This is a genomic window from Clostridium intestinale, assembly GCF_035905475.1.
Classification (GTDB): domain Bacteria; phylum Bacillota; class Clostridia; order Clostridiales; family Clostridiaceae; genus Clostridium_T; species Clostridium_T intestinale.
Map to the genome: position 1 here is coordinate 4161102 of NZ_CP121166.1, position 16858 is coordinate 4177959.

Below are 16858 nucleotides of genomic sequence, written 5' to 3' on the forward strand. Positions count from 1 at the left end.
AAATAATATTTAATTTATATTTTGAGGAGGAATTTATAATGGACAAACTTATGGAAATCGTTCAGTACATTTTAGGTATCGGACCTACAGCAATCTTACCACTAGCAATTTTAATTATCGGTCTAATATTTGGTACAGGTTTTAAGAAAGCATTTAACTCAGGAATAATTATAGGTATAGGTTTTGTAGGTATAAGCTTAGTTGCAAACTTACTTACAAGCACATTAGGACCAGTTGCTCAACAAATGGTTGAGAGATTTGGTTTAAACTTAACTGTAATTGACGCTGGTTGGCCAGCAGCAGCAGCAGCAGCTTGGGCATCACCAGTAGCAGCTATAATGATTCCAATATGTTTAGCTGTAAACTTAATAATGATATTCACTAAGACAACAAAAACATTAGATATAGATATATGGAATTACTGGCACTTTATAGCAGCTGGAGCAACTGGATATATAGTTACAGGCAGCTGGTGGTTTGCAATACTTTGTGCAGTTTTATACGAAATCGTTGTATTAATTGTTGCTGATAAAACAGCTCCAATGGTATCAGAATTCTATGAACTTGATGGTATATCTCTTCCTACTGGATCTACAGCAGCATTTGCTCCACTAGGATACTTAATCGGTAAAGTAGTAGATAAAATCCCAGGAATAAATAGCATAAAAGCAGATGCTGAAACTATTCAAAAGAGATTTGGTATATTCGGTCAACCTATGATGATGGGATTAATCCTTGGTTGTATACTTGGTATTTTAGCAGGTTTAGATGTTGGTTCAATATTCAAAACTGGTATATCAATGGGTGGTGTTATGCTTCTAATGCCAAGAATGGTTAAGATATTAATGGAAGGTTTAATTCCAATATCAGAAGCAGTTAAAACTATGCTTCAAAAGAAATATGCTGGTAGAGAATTATATATCGGTATAGATGCAGCTGTATCAGTTGGTCATCCATCAGTTATGGCAACAGCATTAATATTAGTTCCAATAACAATATTCTTAGCTGTTATATTACCAGGAAATAAAGTTTTACCTTTCGGTGACTTAGCAACAATTCCATTCTACATGGCATTTATAGTTGGATTTAGAAAAGGAAATATTGTTCACTCAGTAATTACAGGAACTATACTTATAGCAATATCATTATTCATGGCAACAAACTTTGCAGATGTTCATACAGCAATGATGGCAAATGCAGACTTCAATATGCCAAATGGAATGACTCAAATATCAAGTTTAGATATGGGTGGTAACTTATTTAACTGGTTAATATTAAAATTTGCAGAGCTTGCTAAAGCTTTTTTCTAAAGCTTTAACTATATAAATAATATTTGTTAGAAGGAGGAAATTATGAAAGCAGCAGTATTGCATTCAGTAGGAGATATAAGGTATGAAGATATAGATATCAAACCTTATGGAGATGATGAAGTTAAAATAAAGGTAATGGCGGCAGGTATATGCGGGTCAGATCCTCCAAGAGCATTAAAAAATTGGAAGTATCCTTTACCAGCTATATTAGGACATGAATTTGCAGGTTATATAGTTGAAAAAGGTAAAAATGTTAAAAACGTAGAAATAGGAGATAGAGTTGTTGCTATTCCATTTGAACCATGTTTTGAATGTGAATATTGTAAAAAAGGTCATTTCTCACTTTGCGAAAGTTATGGAATGTTAGGAGCACAATCTTATGGAGGTTTTGCAGAATTTGTAAATGTGAAAGCTCAAAATGTCCTAAAGATAGGTGACATCGACTATGAAGAAGCAGCAATGATAGAGCCATTAGCGGTAGCATTACATGGAGTTTTAAATATTAAACCTCAAGTTGGTGATACTGTAGCAGTTCTAGGAGCTGGTACTATAGGTCAATTAACAATTCAATGGCTTAAGGTAGCTGGAGTTGAGAAAGTAATAGCAGTAGACATATCTGATAAAAAAATATCTGAGGCTTTAAATCTTGGAGCAGATGTTGCAATCAATGCATTGAAGGAAAACCCAGTAGAAAGAATACTAGAATTAACTAATGGAATGGGTGTAGATATTTGTATTGAATGTGCTGGTTCAAAAATAACTCAAGAACAATGCCTTCTTGTTACTAAAAAGAAAGGTAAAATAGGATATCAAGGAATCGGTCATGCTGGTATTGAATTATCAGAGGCTGCTTTTGAAGGAATATTTAGAAAAGAGTTAAATATCCAAGGATTCTGGAATTCATATTCAGCACCTTTCCCAGGACAAGAATGGGTTAAGAGTATAGAGTATGTAAAACAAAAGAAGATAAAATTAAAAGAGTTAATATCACATAGATTCACTCTAGAAGATACAGCTAAAGCTTTTAAAATGATAGGTGATAGAAAAGAAGAATATAATAAAATAATGATAGTACAAGACTAGAGGGGGGATTTAGAAGTGAAAGCATTGACAAAGACCGAAAAAGGATATGACAAAATGGCATTACTAGATATAGAAGAGCCAAAGGCAGAAAAAAATCTAGTAAAAATAAAGGTTGAATATAGTGGGATATGCGGATCGGATTTACACTCTTTTAAAGGTGAATATGGAAACATAAAAACACCTGTAGTACTAGGTCATGAATTTTCAGGTGTAGTAGTAGAAGTTGGTGAAAGTGTTACAAAGGTAAAGGTTGGAGATCGAGTAACTAGTGAAACTACTTTTGAAACTTGCGGTGAGTGCGATTTCTGTAAGAGTAAAGATTATAATCTATGCTCTACTAGAAAAGGTATAGGAACTCAAGCAAATGGAAGTTTTGCAGAGTATGTATTATCAAGAGAAGAAAGTGTTCATGTATTACCTGAAAATGTTAGCTTATTAGCAGCTTCATTAACAGAACCACTTGCTTGTTGTGTACATGCAGCATTAGAAAAAACTACTATAAATGCAGGCGAAGTTGCATTAGTATTTGGACCAGGTCCAATAGGATTACTTCTTAGCCAAGTAGTAAAATCTCAAGGTGCTTATGTAATATTAGCAGGTGTTACAAAAGATAAAGAAAGAATGGAATTAGCTAAAAAGTTAGGTATAGATTTAGTTGTAGATTTACTTCAAGAAGATTTAGATGCGATAGTAATGGAAAAAACTAATGGATATGGAGCTAATAAGGTATTTGATTGTTCAGGCGTTATCCATGCAGTAAATCAAGGATTAAGACTTACAAAGAAAAAAGGTGACTTTGTTCAAGTAGGCTTATTCGCTAAAGTAAAAAATGAATTAGATCAAGAAGCTATTATTCAAAGAGAAATAAGATATATTGGATCTAGATCTCAAAAACCAAGTTCTTGGATAACATCTTTAGAATTACTAAGAGATAAAAAAGTTGATACTGAAACATTAGTAACTAAAATGGTAGACCTTGAAAACTGGAGAGACGGTATAGATGCAGCTATGCAAGGAAGCGAAATTAAGGTTGTTATAAAATCTTAATAACTAAAGACGTAATAAAAGATAAAGTTAATAAAGTAGCTTTAGAAGTAGAACTTAAGATTGAGGGGGGATATAAATGGATATAATAATTTCACCATCATTGTTATCAGCAAATGTATGTAATTACGCAGAGGATTTCGGAGTATTTAATCAAAAAGATATAAAATCAATCCATATAGACCTTATGGACGGACACTATGTTCCCAACATATCATTCGGATTGGACCAAATAGCTTCTTTAAGAAAATTGACAGATGCAGAATTTGATGTTCATCTTATGGTTACTGATCCAGATAAATTTGTTGAAACTTTGGTTGAGGCAGGTACAAACAGTATAACAATACATGCAGAAGTAGCGACTCATCTATATAAAAGTATACATTATTTAAAAAGTTTTGGAATTAAGGCAGGGGTAGCAATAAATCCAGCTACATCACTACAGTGCTTAGAATATGTTTATCCACTACTAAATAGAGTTCTAATAATGTCTGTTGAGCCTGGATTTGGAGGACAAGCATTTGTACCTTTTGCTTTAGAGAAAATAAAACAATTAAATAAGATAAAAGAGGATGGTAATTACGACTTTACTATTCAAGTAGATGGGGGAATAAACATAGATAACATAGAAGATGTTATTAAGTGTGGAGCTAGAGATATTGTTATAGGTTCATCTTTATTTAAACAAGATTTGTCAGAGAATATTGATTTGTTTAATAATAAAATAAATGAAATTATTAATACCCCTTAACCCCTCACATTTTAATAATAAAGATAAGGAGAATATTGCGAGTATTCTCCTATTCTTTTATTAATAATTAATTATACTACGTCATTTACTTTCTTACAACAGAATAAATATTGAATATAGAGAGGATGATAAAAATGAAAATATCAATAGGTTGCGATCACGGTGGTTTTAAATTGAAGGAAAAGATTAAGGAATACCTTACATCTAAGAATATAGAGGTAGACGACTATGGTACATTTAGTTCTGAAAGCGTTAATTATCCTAATTATGCTATAAGTGTATCAAAATCTGTAGTAGATAAAAAAAGTGATTTAGGAATATTATGTTGTGGTACAGGAATAGGTATGTCTATAGTGGCAAATAAAATTCCTGGTATAAGAGCAGCAGTTGTTGGAGATACTTTTTCAGCTAAAGCTACTAAAGAACATAATAATACAAATATATTATGTTTAGGTGAAAGAGTTATAGGAGAAGGCCTAGCTTTAGATATAGTGGATATATGGATTAATGCTGAGTTTCAAGGTGGACGTCATCAAGATAGATTAGATTGTATTACAGCTGTAGAACAAGGTAATCTATAGAAGTTTTTATAGAAAAAGGGGGGATTTATTGTGATAGAAGAATTAAAGAAGTTACAAAATGGAACAGATATCAGAGGAATAGCTATAGAAACGTCAGAGCATAAAGTAAATCTAACACCTCAGGTAATAAGATTTATAGGAAATGGATTTGTAAAGTGGATAAAAGAAAATAAATGTAACGGTAAAAGTAAGATAAAAATAGCAGTAGGCATGGATTCAAGATTATCAGGTCCAGAACTTAGAACTTCTTTAATAGATTTACTTATAAATGTAGGGTGTGATGTGTATGACTGTAATATGAGTACAACGCCAGCTATGTTTATGACAACACTATTGGATAATTACAAATGTGATGGAGCCATAATGATAACGGCAAGTCACCTTCCTTATTACTATAATGGACTTAAGTTTTTCACTAAAGAAGGGGGTTGTGAGAAGAAAGATATAGAAGATATCTTATTCTCAACCTACAACTCAGAGATGAGCTATACAACTAAGGGAGAACTTAAAGAAGTAAACTTGATAGATGAGTATTCAAACTTGTTGGTTGATAAAATCAGGTCATCAGTAAACTCAAAGAAAAATTACAATAAACCATTAGATGGAGCAAAAATAATAGTAGATGCTGGAAATGGGGCTGGAGGTTTCTTTGCTAATAAAGTATTGATGGAGCTTGGAGCTAATACAGAAGGAAGTCAATTCCTAGATCCAGATGGAACTTTCCCCAATCATATTCCTAACCCAGAAAATAAAAAGGCCATGGAATCTATAAAAAAGGCCGTGTTAAAATGGGATGCAGATCTTGGGATAATCTTTGATACTGATGTAGATAGAGCTGCAATAGTATCTAATACAGGAGAAGAAATAAATAAGAATGCCCTTATAGGGCTAATATCTTCCATAGTGCTTGAAGAACATCCAAAATCAGTAATAGTTACTGATTCAGTAACATCTACAGGATTAGCTGAGTTTATAAGTACTTTAGGTGGAGTTCATCATAGATTCAAAAGAGGATATAAAAATGTAATAAACGAATCTAAAAGACTAAATGAAGAAGGCAGAGATAGTCAATTAGCTATAGAAACATCTGGCCATGCAGCTTTAAAGGAAAACTACTTTTTAGATGATGGTGCTTATCTTATAGCTAAAATATTAATAAAAATGGCTAAGCTTAAAGAAGAAGGAAAAGAGATATCAAGTCTTATTAGGGGATTAAAACACCCAAAAGAAAGTGAAGATATAAGACTTAAGATAAGAAGAGAGAATTTTAAATCATATGGGGAACAGGTAATAAGTGGAGTAAAGCAGTATGCTTATAAAGTTGAAGGTTGGAGTGTAGATCATGAAAACTTTGAAGGAGTAAAGATAACCTGCGATGAGAATTCCGGTGATGGGTGGTTTCTGCTTAGATTGTCCCTACATGAACCAGTACTTCCTCTTAATGTTGAATCAGATAGTATAGGAGGAGTAAATAAAATATTAGATAGATTAGCACCTTTCTTGGAAAAATATAGTGAACTAGACTTATCTAATATATCTAAATATACTATAATTATATAATGTTTTATAAGGGGTTGAGTAATATGAAGTTAGCTGCATCTATAATGTGTGCTAATCAATTAGAGTTAGCTGTAGAATTAAAGAGGCTAGAGGAAGCAAGTATAGAACTTCTACACTGTGATGTTATGGATGGTGTTTTTGTTAATAACTTAGCTATGGGACCATATGTATTAGAGGCTATAAGTAAGGCTACTAGCATACCATTAGATATACATTTAGCAACGGTAGATGTACCAAAATACATAGATATGTATTCATATTTAAAACCGGAATTTATGTCGTTTCATATAGAGGCAAGTAAAAATGTCGATGAGGATATTGAACGTATAAGAAAAAAAGGAATAAAGGTATCTTTAGCAATAAGTCCAGAAACTTCTATTGAGAGTATTAAGCCATATTTGAAAAGAATAGATATGGTTTTAATGATGACTGTAAACCCGGGGTTTGCAGGCCAAAAGTTTAATTATAGCGTATTGAATAAAATAGATGAGTTAAATGAATATATGAAATCATTTGACAAAAAACCTGTTATAGAAGTTGATGGATGTATAAATAAAAATACTATTTTAGAATTAAAAAATAGAGATATAGACACGTATGTATTAGGAACATCAGCATTGTTTAATAAAGATAAAGAGAGCTATAAAGATAAAGCAAGAATAGTAAGAGAACTAATATTTGAATAAGACTAAAGAGAATGTTATAAGTTTAAAATTTGTAACATTCTCTATTTATATGAAATATAATAATAGCAATTTTATTTTAGAGTTGATTTTATTTACGAATATTGGTATAATTTAATTAGGGTTGTTAACGTATACACAAATTTCAGCTATGGAAAAGGGAATTTTTAGAGAGATGTTTTTAAAAGAATCGGTATATCCGATTCTTTTTTCGTAATAAAATTAACTGCTTATGCATAAAATAGTACTTGAATAGTAAGAATAACTTGGCATAAGGAGGGAATTAGCTTGGATAAAAAAATATCATCAAAAAGTTTTTTTGAGTTTATAAATTTAGTATGTGCAAGAGAAGTAGAGTATTTCATGTTAGAGACTAACTATACTACTAAGTTTAATAATAATATAAAGCAGATTATAGAGGAGCTAAAGACCATAGGGAAAACAAGTGTAGAATTTATGGTTTTATTTAATACAAAAGGTGAGATTGCTCTAATTAATGAAGAGATAATTGGTAGTTATGTAGGAGAAAATTTAATTGAAAATTTAAAAACTACATATAAACATACTGATATTGATACTTTAATAGAGTTAAGTGAAAAGTATTCTTACGAAGAGAAGCAAACTTTTATAATTAAGTTATATGAAGATTTATGTAGAATATTGAATGAGATATATAAAGATATTAAATTTAGAAAAGAAGTCGCAGAAAGTTATAAAAAGAGGTATTCACTAGCTCATGTAAGGGAAGATATGCTGCCTATGTCAATAGCATCAATACTTATTTTAGAAGATATATGTGCATATTTGTCTTTTGATGTAGAATTAACAAAAATAATACCACAAAAAACTAAATAATTCGATTTTAACCCCCATTAACAAAGGGTATTAGGAGGAAGTTGTTTACAGATTTGCTCTTTTTACAAATAAATTGTCTATAAATAATAGAAAGTTTTTTTTATTTGAACCATTGTTTGACAAAGTTTTTTTAGTAGATTATGATATGATTTTTTTAGAGTTTATTTTATGCCAAAGGGGATTTATAAGTTATTAAGGGGGAGAAAAATCAATGATTATTTTAAAGAATGAAAAAGTTGTTGAAAGTGTACAAGATAACAGTAGGTATGAGTATTCGTACAGATTAGTTAAAACCGACTATAGAAATATGGTTGCCTACGGCATAGAAGTTGAAAGGATGGACTTCAATGATGAAAATTTAATAAATATAGAGAGGGAATGTATAAATAAAATTTCTCCAGTATATAACAAAGTAGAAAATATGGTAGATTTACTCTATAAGTATAGAGTATCACCTATACATCTAGTGGATGTTTTAGGAGAAACAATAGACGAATGTGTTATGGATTTTCCTAATTAAAGAATAATATAGAAAGGGTTTAGAGCTCTTTCTTTTTATTATGAAAAAATTATTATTTTGAAAACTTGTTAGTTGTAATTATATAATTTAAGTATAGAATTTTAGATATAAAGTGAAACTTCAGGAGGAAGCTTATGATTTATGGTATAGGAGTTGACATAATAGAAATAAATAGGGTAGAAAATGCAATAGAAAGAACTACAAGTTTTCTAGGAAAAGTTTTTAATGAATCAGAGATACTGTACGTTAAAAATAAAAAAAATAAGTATGAGAGTTTAGCAGGAAATTTCGCAGCTAAAGAAGCCTTTTCAAAAGCGTTAGGTACGGGGGTAAGAGGTTTCTCTTTAAGAGAGATAGAGATAACAAGAGATACTTTAGGAAAGCCAGGTATTTTACTTCATGGAAAGGCTAAGGAATTGGTGGAAAAAGAAAATCTAAGTATTCATTTAAGTATATCTCATAATACTACAAATGCAGTTGCATATGTAGTATTAGAAAAAATATAGGAGGAGATATGATAGAAATCCTAAGCTCTAAGTCTTCAAGAGAAATGGATAAGATCTCAATAGACAAGTGGGGTATTCCAAGTATTTTATTGATGGAGAATGCGGTATTTTCTCTATTGAAACACTTTAAAGATTTGGATGACATACTAATTGTATGTGGTCCCGGAAATAATGGGGGTGATGGATTAGCATTAACACGGCATCTACTTAATTTGAATAAGAGAGTTAGAGTATTTATAGCAACAGATACTAGTGGAAAAACAAGTGATTTTAATACTAATTTTAGGTTGTTAGAATGTCTAAAAGTAGAAATCATCTTGATGTCAGAGGATAAAAATTTAAGTGTTTTCAAAAAAAGCATAAATGAGTGCAAGGTTTTGGTAGATTGCATCTTTGGGACTGGCTTGAATAGAAATACTGATGGGATATATTCAAAGCTGATAAATGAAATAAACAAGTCTAAAGCTTATAAGATCTCAATAGATATTCCATCAGGACTTTGCAGTAATGCAGGAGTTCCTTTAGGAGAAGCTATAATTTCTGACAAAACAATAACATTTCAATCGATTAAAAAAGGTTTTATAAATTACGAAGCATTAGATTATATAGGTGAACTAATAGTAGAAAATATAGGAATACCTAATGAAATTGAAAAAGAAATATCCGAAAGTATTTGGATGTTAGAAGAAAAAGATGTAAAAAATCTTATACCCAAAAGAAAAAGGCATTATCATAAGGGTAAGTATGGTAGAGTGTGTGTTGTTGCAGGAAGTAATAGGTACTCAGGCGCAGCATATCTTAGTACTCAAGCTGCAGTAAAAGCAGGAGCGGGTCTGGTTTATCTGTATACAGATAAAACGTTGAAGCCCTCTTTGGATAGCAAATTAACGGAGGCTATGGTTGGGGACTATGAATCAGATGAATTCAAAGAAATTATAGATAAATCTGATGTCATTGTTTTTGGTCCTGGACTTGAAAATACAGTTGAAACTCTTGATAAGTTAAAATTAATTCTTGAAAATTTTAAAGGTAAACTTTTAATAGATGCTGATGGAATTAATGTACTAGAAAATAACTTGAGTCTGTTACATAAGTGTAAATGTAAGGTAGTGATGACTCCTCATCCAGGAGAAATGAGTAGAATAACTGGAAAATCCATAAGATATGTAAATGAAAATAGAATAGAATTAGTAAAAAGATTTAGCAAAGAGTATAATGTGGTTTTATTGTTAAAGGGATTGTATACGGTAATATCTGATGGAAATGGAGTATGTGTTAATCCAACTGGAAATAGCGCCATGGCTTCAGGGGGAATGGGAGACACTTTATCAGGTATAATTGGTGCTTTGATTGGACAAGGATTAGATGTATTTCAAGCAACAAAATTAGGAGCATATTTGCATGGATATATAGGAGAAAAACTATCAAAAACAATGTATATAGTTAATGCCAGCAATATAATAGAAAATTTACCTTTGTTTTTAAAAGAGTTTGTATCAAAGGATGAATAAATAAAATTATGTGATAATAGTATTAATGTAGGATTAATTAGTTTGGAGGAATTATGAAGAGAAAAATCCTGTTTTTAATACTTATATTCTTAGTAATAGGCTTATCTTTTTGCTCAATAGTGTACTTGAAATTCTCAAGAAGTGATGAAAAAATTATAAGTGACATAAGAGAGCTTAAAAGTTATCAATGTGATGTAAGGTACGTTATTAAAAATTCAAGAGGAGAAATAAAAGAAGAAACTAATCAACTTTATAGTGACAATAAAGGTAATAGAGTGGACTTTGGAGAAGATAGAATACAGGTGTATAATAATGAAGGAAAGGTTAAAGTTTGGGATAAAATTTTAAATAAAGGCTATGAGACTACAACTCAAGATTATAGTTTTTATTCAATTAGTTTTATTAACAATCTTTCTAAGTATTTAAATGATGGAAGTACTATGGAGATGGAGTATGATAAAGAGATAAATAAGAGATATCTTAAAGTTAACGTAGTGCTTGATAATAATAATCCTAATTTAGATAGAGCTATATTATATGTAGATATATACGAAAGAGTTCCAGAAAAGCTTTTAGTGTTTAATAAAAAAGGAGAATTAGTAGTAGAAGCCTTTTATAATAATTTTATACGAGATGCTAAGGTGGATGAAACTCTATTTGATTTAGGAGAATAGAGAGAGTATTAAGAGGTGTGAATAATGGAAAATAGTATTAGACCTGTATGGGCAGAAGTTGATTTAGGACGTATAGAGCATAATGTAAAACAAATAAAAAGTCTTTGTGAAAACAAGAAAATATATGGAGTAGTTAAAGCAGATGCATATGGACATGGAGCTTTGGATATTGTTCAAGTATTATTAAAATCTGGAGTTACTGATTTAGCTGTAGCCTTAATAACAGAGGCTTTAGAGATTATAAAATCTGGAATAAATGTACCGATGTTAATTTTAGGTTTTACACCATTAACTTTTGCAGAAGATATATTAAATAATAATATAGAGCAGACCGTTTATGATCTGGAGTACGCAAAGAAACTTTCAGAAATAGCTCAAGAAAAAAATAAAACAGCTAAAATTCATATTGCAGTAGATACAGGTATGGGAAGAATAGGATTCTTGCCAAATGAAAAAGGAATGGAAGCTGTTAGACAAATAAGTAAACTACCTAATATTAATATTGAAGGAATCTTTACTCATTTTTCTACAGCGGATGAAGCTGATAAAACTTATTCATTAGAGCAACTAGCTAAGTTTAATAAGTTTGTTGATGACCTAGAGAATGAAGGAATTAAAATTAATATAAAGCATGCATCAAATAGTGCTGGAATAATGGATTTACCAGAGGCACATTTTAATGCAGTAAGACCAGGAATAATAATGTATGGATATTATCCGTCCAATGAAGTTATAAAAGAAAGACTAGATTTAAAACCAGCATTAACTCTTAAAACTAGTGTAGTTCATGTTAAAACACTTCCTAAAGATATGTATATAAGCTATGGAAGAAAGTATAAAACAGATAAGGAAAGAGTAATAGCAACATTACCTATAGGTTATGCTGATGGTTATACAAGAGCACTTTCTAATAAAGGAAAGGTAATTGTAAATGGAAAATTAGCATCCATAGTAGGAGCTGTGTGTATGGATCAGTGTATGATTGATGTAACTGATGTAGGTACAGTAAAAGTTGGGGATGAGGTAATACTTTTAGGTGAACATGGTAATACAAGATTTAATGCAGATGATTTAGCAGAACTTTTAGATACAATAAATTATGAAATTATATGTATGATTGGCAGAAGAGTGCCAAGAGTTTACATAAACAATGAGAAAATTGTCAAAATAAGAAACTATGTGTAATTAAAAACTAAAATATGGAAAATGAAGAGATAAAATCCTTTGACATATTGACATAATTTGCAATATAATTAGTACATAAACTCTTTTTCTACCTAGGAGGAATGGTTATGTCTATATCAAAGGATAATTCTATAAAATTAAATTTATTCAATAATAATGAAAAAAACAGTAAATTTAATGAAAACAACTTAATATTATATATTGAGGGTCAAGAAGTAGTTTTAAACGAATCAGAAATAATTAAAGCCTACGAAGAAATGGCGCAGATTAATTTAGAATTAGCTGAAACTTGTATGGATTCTTGTATACAAGAAACTGATGAATACGAGAAGTGGTTATGCGGAGTGTGATAGACAGATGACCAATATGGTAGTAAAAAGAGGAGATGTCTTTTATGCTGACCTAAGCCCGGTAATAGGATCGGAGCAAGGAGGCATAAGGCCGGTTATTATAATCCAGAATGACATCGGAAACAGGTATAGTCCAACAGTTATTGTGGCTGCAATAACTTCTCAGATAAACAAAGCAAAACTTCCTACTCATGTAGAAATTTCGTCTGAAGAATATGGATTAAATAGAGATTCAGTAGTATTGCTTGAGCAGGTTAGAACTTTGGACAAGAGAAGGTTAAAAGAAAAAATTGGTCATATGACTGAAGGCGATATGAAAAAAGTAGACAAAGCTTTATTGATAAGCTTAGGACTTTCTTAAGAAAAGACTCAATTTAAAAGTATTATTATATTAATAGGTTATTTAAAATTGATTAATTTTAAATAACCTATTTTTATTTAAATTTAAATAGTATAGCACAATAAAAATAAACAGTAAAAAATATAGCTTATATAAGTCAATTATATATACAAAATGTTATATTATATGTTATAATTGCAACTGGAAAATAATCGTAGAAAAATAAACTTTTAAGCAGGGGGATAAGTATGAGTAATAAAATTGCTGAACTAAAAGAAATAGCTAAAGTAATAAGGAAGGATATAGTATCCATGCTTACTGAATCAGGGTCAGGGCATCCAGGTGGATCTTTATCAGCAACTGATATACTAACAACACTATATTTTAATGAGATGAAAATAGATCCTAAAGATCCTCAAAATCCAAATAGAGACAGATTTGTATTATCAAAAGGCCATGCTGCTCCAGTTTTATATGCAACTTTGGCAAGAAAAGGGTATTTTGATGTAGAAGAATTAAAAACTTTAAGAAAACTTGGATCAAATCTTCAAGGACATCCTAATATGAACGACTTATCAGGTGTAGATATGTCAACAGGTTCATTAGGTCAGGGGATATCTGCTGCCGTAGGAATGGCTTTGGCAGGAAAATTATACAATAAAGATTATAGAGTTTTTGCCCTTCTTGGAGACGGAGAATTAGAAGAAGGACAGGTATGGGAAGCTTCTATGAGCGCTGCACATTATAAATTAGATAATTTAACTATATTTGTCGATTTTAATGGACTTCAAATAGATGGGGATATACATGAAGTAATGAATCCATCTCCAATTGATAAGAAATTTGAAGCTTTTGGATGGAAAACAATCATAATAGATGGTCATAATTATGAAGATATACTGAATGCTATAGAAGAAGCCAAGGCTACGAAAGATAAGCCAACTGCTATCATAGCTAAAACAATAAAAGGTAAAGGGGTATCTTTTATGGAAAATGAAGCAGCTTGGCATGGAACAGCACCTAATAAAGAGCAATGCGAACAAGCGTTAAGAGAAATAGGAGGAGAAAACTAATGGGTAAAAAGATAGCTACAAGAGAAGCATATGGAAAGGCTTTGGCAGAAATAGGACAAGTTAATAAGAACATAGTAGTATTAGATGCAGATTTATCGAAGTCAACAAAAACAGCAGATTTTAAAAATGTTTGTGAAGACAGATTTATAAACATGGGAATAGCTGAAGGAAATATGATGTCTGTAGCAGCTGGGCTTTCTACATGTGGGAAAATACCTTTTGTAAGTACCTTTGCTATGTTTGCAGCTGGAAGAGCCTTTGAACAAATCAGAAATTCAATATGTTATCCTAAATTAAATGTTAAAATATGTGCTACACATGCGGGATTAACTGTTGGAGAAGATGGGGCATCTCATCAAGCAATAGAAGATTTATCACTTATGAGAAGTATACCAAATATGACAGTAATTTCGCCAAGTGATTCCGTAGAGACAGAAGCAGCTATAAAAGCTGTAGCTGAATATAATGGACCTTGTTACGTAAGACTAGGTAGAGCGGCAGTTAATGTAATAAACGATAACCCTGAATACTCTTTTGTTATAGGAAAAGGAGTAACTTTAAAAGAAGGTAATGACGTAACTATAATAGCTAACGGAATAATGGTAGATGTAGCTTTGGAAGCAGTAGGTATATTAGAAAGTGAAGGAATTAATGCTAGAGTTATTAATGTACATACATTAAAACCTATAGATAGTGAACTTCTAGTAAAGGCGGCTAAAGAAACGGGAGCATTAGTTACTGTTGAAGAACATAATGTCATAGGTGGACTTGGATCAGCAGTTTCAGAAGTTTTAGCAGAAACATATCCAGTTCCAATAGTTAAAGTTGGTGTTAAAGATACTTTTGGAGAGAGTGGAAAACCAGAAGAACTGCTTAAGGTTTATGGATTAACTTCAGAGGAAATAGTTAAGGCTGTTAAAAAGTCTATTTCTTTAAAAAGATAATTTAAAAACAGAAAAAACAGTGTGGCAAGAATAATTTGCTATACTGTTTTTAATTTTTGAGCTAAAATATTAAAGGTGATATTAAAACTTAATAATTTCCAATACAAAAAATAGAATGATAAAAAAAGGATAAAATAATTGTTAATATGAAAAACTATTTTATGAGGAGGGTAGCTATGAAAAAAACTGTTTTTAAAGATTATTTTTTGATAACATTAGGAATAATTTTGGTGGTATTTTCACTAGAGTATTTTTTTATACCTAATAAAATAGCAGCTGGAGGGGTTACTGGTATTGCTATTGTACTAACAAGCTATTTACCATGGATTAATACTGGGGCATTCGTATTTATATTGAACTTAATATTATTTGCATTAGCATTCTTACTTATTGGGGGAAGTTTTGGAGCGAAAACTATATACGCAAGCTTTGGTTTATCGTTTGTAATGTGGTCTGTTGAAAAGTTTTTAAATCCTGTGGCTGTAACTGAAGAATTGATGCTAGCTGCAGTTTTTGGAACATTAATTAGCTCTCTCGGTATGGCACTTATATTTAATGTAAATGCATCTACAGGAGGGACTGATATATTAGCAAAGATTTTAAATAAGTATATAATGCTGGATATTGGTAAATCTTTGTTGGCAGTGGATTTTTTAGTAACCTTAGCCGGAGCTATTACATTTGGAATTGATGTAGGATTATATGCGCTTTTTAGTGTTATATTGAATGGATTAACTATAGATAAGGTAATAGAAGGATTCAAAGTTAGAAAAGAAATTAAGATAATTAGTGATAAGAATATGGAAATAAGTGAATTCATATTAAATGATTTAGACAGAGGATGTACATTTCTTACTGCAAAAGGCGGATTTAATAAAAATAATATAAGTATTTTATATACAGTATTAGGGAGAACAGAATTTATAAAACTTAAAAATTATATAAGAGAAATAGACCCTAGGGCATTTATTACAGTAGGAGAGGCACATGAAGTATTAGGTGAAGGGTTTGGAGAGTTAGAGTAATAGGGGGACAAAAGATGAAAAAATATATAAAGGAATACTTCTTAATAACACTGGGAGTACTATTGTTAGCTGTTGCGTTGGAGTATTTCTTTTATCCAAATGAAATTGCGGCAGGTGGAATATCAGGATTAGCACTAGTAGTTAACAGGATTTTTGGTATTTCTACAGGGATTATAATGATTGGAGCAAATATTATTTTATTCTCTTTAGCATTTTTATTAATAGGAGGAAGCTTTGGAACAAAGAGTTTATATGCAGCATTTGGCCTTTCGGCATTGCTTTGGGTAGTTGAAAAATTCTTGAATCCTGTAGCAATTACAGAAAATTTAGTACTTGCTACTGTGATAGGAAGTGTAATAAGTTCAATAGGGATTGCAATAGTGTTTTCTCAAAACTCTTCTACAGGTGGAACCGCTATTATAGCTAAAATATTAAATAAATACATTCATTTAGATATAGGTAAGTGTCTTCTAATTTCAGATTTTATAGTAACGTTACTTGCAATATATATATTTGGTATAGACCTAGGTATGTTTGGTTTAATAAGTGTATTTATGGTAGGGAATTTAGTGGACAAATTTATAGAGGGTTTTAATATATGTAAGCAGGTAATGATAATAACCTCAAAAGGTGAAGAAATTGTTAATTATATTATTAATGAAGTAGATAGAGGGTGTACGGTAATTAATGGTACTGGAGGCTATTCTAAGGAAGAAACCAAAATAATATATACAGTTTTAAATAGAAGAGATTTTATCAAACTAAAAGGTAAAATTAAAGAAATTGATAGAAGAGCATTTATTACAGTTAATGACGTAAGAGAGGTTTTAGGCGAGGGATTTAATATACTACCTGAGTAGCTA

General features: G+C 30.8%; 19 protein-coding genes. All 19 read left to right on the forward strand.

Going from position 1 to position 16858, the window contains the following annotated elements:
- The first annotated feature begins 38 nt into the window (after positions 1–38).
- The 19 genes from P8F83_RS21120 (at position 39) to P8F83_RS21210 (ending at position 16855) form a co-directional block, all read left to right on the forward strand.
- Entirely contained in the window at positions 39–1310 is a 1272-nt protein-coding gene (locus P8F83_RS21120; protein ID WP_073019159.1) for a PTS galactitol transporter subunit IIC, read from the forward strand.
- Positions 1311–1352: 42 nt separating this feature from the next.
- Positions 1353–2393 (forward strand): galactitol-1-phosphate 5-dehydrogenase, encoded by a 1041-nt coding sequence (locus P8F83_RS21125; protein ID WP_326512553.1) that lies wholly within the window; start codon positions 1353–1355, stop codon positions 2391–2393.
- A 15-nt stretch (positions 2394–2408) separates the two neighbouring features.
- Positions 2409–3440: a zinc-binding dehydrogenase gene (locus tag P8F83_RS21130; protein ID WP_073019163.1), complete on the forward strand. Its 1032-nt coding sequence runs from the start codon at positions 2409–2411 to the stop codon at positions 3438–3440.
- A gap of 76 nt (positions 3441–3516) precedes the next feature.
- Positions 3517–4188 (forward strand): ribulose-phosphate 3-epimerase, encoded by a 672-nt coding sequence (rpe, locus tag P8F83_RS21135; RefSeq protein WP_021803551.1) that lies wholly within the window; start codon positions 3517–3519, stop codon positions 4186–4188.
- Between the two features lie 134 nt (positions 4189–4322).
- On the forward strand, positions 4323–4769 hold the full coding sequence (gene rpiB, locus P8F83_RS21140) for a ribose 5-phosphate isomerase B (RefSeq protein WP_326512554.1): 447 nt from the start codon (positions 4323–4325) through the stop codon (positions 4767–4769).
- 30 nt (positions 4770–4799) lie between these two features.
- Positions 4800–6329: a phosphohexomutase domain-containing protein gene (locus P8F83_RS21145; protein WP_326512555.1), complete on the forward strand. Its 1530-nt coding sequence runs from the start codon at positions 4800–4802 to the stop codon at positions 6327–6329.
- Positions 6330–6352: 23 nt separating this feature from the next.
- A complete protein-coding gene (locus P8F83_RS21150) occupies positions 6353–7015 on the forward strand; it encodes a ribulose-phosphate 3-epimerase (RefSeq protein ID WP_326512556.1) in 663 nt (220 codons plus the stop codon).
- 285 nt (positions 7016–7300) lie between these two features.
- A complete protein-coding gene (locus P8F83_RS21155) occupies positions 7301–7867 on the forward strand; it encodes a hypothetical protein (RefSeq protein WP_326512557.1) in 567 nt (188 codons plus the stop codon).
- A 211-nt stretch (positions 7868–8078) separates the two neighbouring features.
- The gene (locus P8F83_RS21160; protein WP_021803546.1) at positions 8079–8387 is read left to right on the forward strand and encodes a DUF6514 family protein; all 309 of its coding nucleotides are present in this window, start codon (positions 8079–8081) and stop codon (positions 8385–8387) included.
- Positions 8388–8521: 134 nt separating this feature from the next.
- Positions 8522–8893, forward strand: a complete 372-nt coding sequence (acpS, locus tag P8F83_RS21165) for a holo-ACP synthase (protein ID WP_326512558.1) — start codon at positions 8522–8524, stop codon at positions 8891–8893.
- An 8-nt stretch (positions 8894–8901) separates the two neighbouring features.
- Positions 8902–10404: an NAD(P)H-hydrate dehydratase gene (locus P8F83_RS21170; protein WP_326512559.1), complete on the forward strand. Its 1503-nt coding sequence runs from the start codon at positions 8902–8904 to the stop codon at positions 10402–10404.
- Between the two features lie 53 nt (positions 10405–10457).
- Positions 10458–11078, forward strand: a complete 621-nt coding sequence (locus tag P8F83_RS21175) for a germination lipoprotein GerS-related protein (RefSeq protein ID WP_238902224.1) — start codon at positions 10458–10460, stop codon at positions 11076–11078.
- 24 nt (positions 11079–11102) lie between these two features.
- A complete protein-coding gene (alr, locus tag P8F83_RS21180) occupies positions 11103–12263 on the forward strand; it encodes an alanine racemase (protein ID WP_326512560.1) in 1161 nt (386 codons plus the stop codon).
- 107 nt (positions 12264–12370) lie between these two features.
- Complete coding sequence (locus P8F83_RS21185) at positions 12371–12613, forward strand: hypothetical protein (RefSeq protein WP_021803541.1); 243 nt, start codon at positions 12371–12373, stop codon at positions 12611–12613.
- 7 nt (positions 12614–12620) lie between these two features.
- Entirely contained in the window at positions 12621–12974 is a 354-nt protein-coding gene (locus P8F83_RS21190; RefSeq protein ID WP_034856351.1) for a type II toxin-antitoxin system PemK/MazF family toxin, read from the forward strand.
- A gap of 227 nt (positions 12975–13201) precedes the next feature.
- On the forward strand, positions 13202–14026 hold the full coding sequence (locus tag P8F83_RS21195) for a transketolase (protein ID WP_326512561.1): 825 nt from the start codon (positions 13202–13204) through the stop codon (positions 14024–14026).
- Positions 14026–14970: a transketolase family protein gene (locus P8F83_RS21200; RefSeq protein WP_326512562.1), complete on the forward strand. Its 945-nt coding sequence runs from the start codon at positions 14026–14028 to the stop codon at positions 14968–14970. Before P8F83_RS21195 ends, P8F83_RS21200 begins: the two co-directional genes overlap by 1 nt.
- A 176-nt stretch (positions 14971–15146) precedes the next feature.
- Positions 15147–15995, forward strand: a complete 849-nt coding sequence (locus P8F83_RS21205) for a YitT family protein (protein ID WP_326512563.1) — start codon at positions 15147–15149, stop codon at positions 15993–15995.
- 14 nt (positions 15996–16009) lie between these two features.
- Complete coding sequence (locus P8F83_RS21210; RefSeq protein ID WP_326512564.1) at positions 16010–16855, forward strand: YitT family protein; 846 nt, start codon at positions 16010–16012, stop codon at positions 16853–16855.
- Positions 16856–16858: the final 3 nt, after the last annotated feature.

Bases quoted from the DNA above. Each gene is read 5' to 3' on its own strand.
- P8F83_RS21190 (WP_034856351.1), top strand. From the start codon at position 12,621: ATGACCAATATGGTAGTAAAAAGAGGAGATGTCTTTTATGCTGACCTA.
- P8F83_RS21210 (WP_326512564.1), top strand. From the start codon at position 16,010: ATGAAAAAATATATAAAGGAATACTTCTTAATAACACTGGGAGTACTA.
- acpS (WP_326512558.1), top strand. From the start codon at position 8,522: ATGATTTATGGTATAGGAGTTGACATAATAGAAATAAATAGGGTAGAA.
- P8F83_RS21170 (WP_326512559.1), top strand. From the start codon at position 8,902: ATGATAGAAATCCTAAGCTCTAAGTCTTCAAGAGAAATGGATAAGATC.
- P8F83_RS21175 (WP_238902224.1), top strand. From the start codon at position 10,458: ATGAAGAGAAAAATCCTGTTTTTAATACTTATATTCTTAGTAATAGGC.
- rpiB (WP_326512554.1), top strand. From the start codon at position 4,323: ATGAAAATATCAATAGGTTGCGATCACGGTGGTTTTAAATTGAAGGAA.
- P8F83_RS21195 (WP_326512561.1), top strand. From the start codon at position 13,202: ATGAGTAATAAAATTGCTGAACTAAAAGAAATAGCTAAAGTAATAAGG.
- P8F83_RS21125 (WP_326512553.1), top strand. From the start codon at position 1,353: ATGAAAGCAGCAGTATTGCATTCAGTAGGAGATATAAGGTATGAAGAT.
- alr (WP_326512560.1), top strand. From the start codon at position 11,103: ATGGAAAATAGTATTAGACCTGTATGGGCAGAAGTTGATTTAGGACGT.
- P8F83_RS21160 (WP_021803546.1), top strand. From the start codon at position 8,079: ATGATTATTTTAAAGAATGAAAAAGTTGTTGAAAGTGTACAAGATAAC.
- P8F83_RS21185 (WP_021803541.1), top strand. From the start codon at position 12,371: ATGTCTATATCAAAGGATAATTCTATAAAATTAAATTTATTCAATAAT.
- P8F83_RS21200 (WP_326512562.1), top strand. From the start codon at position 14,026: ATGGGTAAAAAGATAGCTACAAGAGAAGCATATGGAAAGGCTTTGGCA.
- P8F83_RS21120 (WP_073019159.1), top strand. From the start codon at position 39: ATGGACAAACTTATGGAAATCGTTCAGTACATTTTAGGTATCGGACCT.
- P8F83_RS21205 (WP_326512563.1), top strand. From the start codon at position 15,147: ATGAAAAAAACTGTTTTTAAAGATTATTTTTTGATAACATTAGGAATA.
- rpe (WP_021803551.1), top strand. From the start codon at position 3,517: ATGGATATAATAATTTCACCATCATTGTTATCAGCAAATGTATGTAAT.
- P8F83_RS21150 (WP_326512556.1), top strand. From the start codon at position 6,353: ATGAAGTTAGCTGCATCTATAATGTGTGCTAATCAATTAGAGTTAGCT.